Genomic DNA, 1,208 nt, shown 5'->3' with positions numbered 1-1,208 from the left:
CCCTTTTTTCAGCGCTTCTTCCATTTCTTTAGACTTCAATTCCCCATCAGGACTTGTTTCAAGACCGTTTACTTCACTTGCAAAAACATTTTTTAATGGTGTAAATACTGTCGATAATGTAATAAGAGCAATCATGAAAATAGAAAACCCTTTTTTGAATAGTTTCAGTTTATTCATTTTTTTACCTCCGATTTTTTTTAGGTCTTTCAAATGACTTCTTCAATTACTTCTGTAGGTGCTCTAATTTGCAACTTTATTCCCTCATTTCTAAATTAAGGCATAAAAAAGAGACGTTTCATTTACAACGTCTCTAAAGATTTTTACCATTCAATAGTGCCCCATTCACGTCCATCGTCTGAATCCATTGATCCTTGGTTTGTTTTATTTCCTTCATAGGATTGGCCTGGCTTATCTTTGTTTCCTGTACTTCCACCACTGTTACTTTTGGGTGCTGTTTGACTACCGCTGTTCCCCTTGCTGCTTCCATTAGAGTTCGAAGATGATTTATTTCCACTACCACCTGCGTTTGGTGTTTGGGAACTAGAAGGATTACTTTTTGGCTGTGCACTAGATGAACTGCTTTGTGAACTACTTGAATTATTTGATCCTGCATTGCTTTGTGCACTATTCTTGGATGAAGACTGGTTATTGGAACTGGAAGATGACGAATCGTTATTACTGGATGAACTACTTGATCCGTTATTTGTGTTAGATTCCTGTTGCCCTCGCGTCGTGCTTTCTGGCGCTGTTTCTGTTGCCGCTTGTTGCTTCGTCTCTTCTTCCTTCGCGACCTGCTGTTGCTCCTGATCCAGTAAATACGCACTCACTTTGTTTAGTTCTTTTTGCAATGTCGTTCTTGTTGCTTCCTGCTGGATTGCATCGACTTGTTTTTTCGCCTCATTGTACGCCGCTCTGCTAATCCCAGGTTTCACGGTTGTTTTAGTTGCTGTTGTAAAGAGTTGATTCACTTTTACAACGGCTGCTTGAATCGCTGTTTTTTGACTAATTGCATTGTTTATTTTTTGCTCTTGCAACGCCGTAAACGCTGGTTTAAAGCCTTTTAACTCATTCGCACGCTTTTTAGCAGCATCGATGTCTGCATCTTTCACAAGTGCGCCTTTTGCATCCAACAGCTTGTTAGCTGCTAGTTCCAGCAAGACCATATTCTTTGCGTATCCTGCATCCATGACGGCTGTATTGATTTTCCC

General features: G+C 40.1%; 1 protein-coding gene. It reads right to left on the bottom strand.

Going from position 1 to position 1,208, the window contains the following annotated elements; translation table 11 throughout:
* Positions 1 to 320 precede the first annotated feature (320 nt).
* Positions 321 to 1,208 (bottom strand): toxin Cry1Ac domain D-VI-related protein (locus DUK53_RS17670; protein WP_236637330.1); only part of this gene is annotated, 888 nt, incomplete at its 5' end.

Origin of the sequence: Listeria sp. SHR_NRA_18 (assembly GCF_003856515.1) — a bacterium.
In the GTDB taxonomy this organism is placed as follows: Bacteria; Bacillota; Bacilli; order Lactobacillales; family Listeriaceae; genus Listeria_A; species Listeria_A newyorkensis.
The sequence above is the reverse complement of the archived record's forward strand: the minus strand, read 5'-3'. Positions and strand labels throughout refer to the sequence as shown.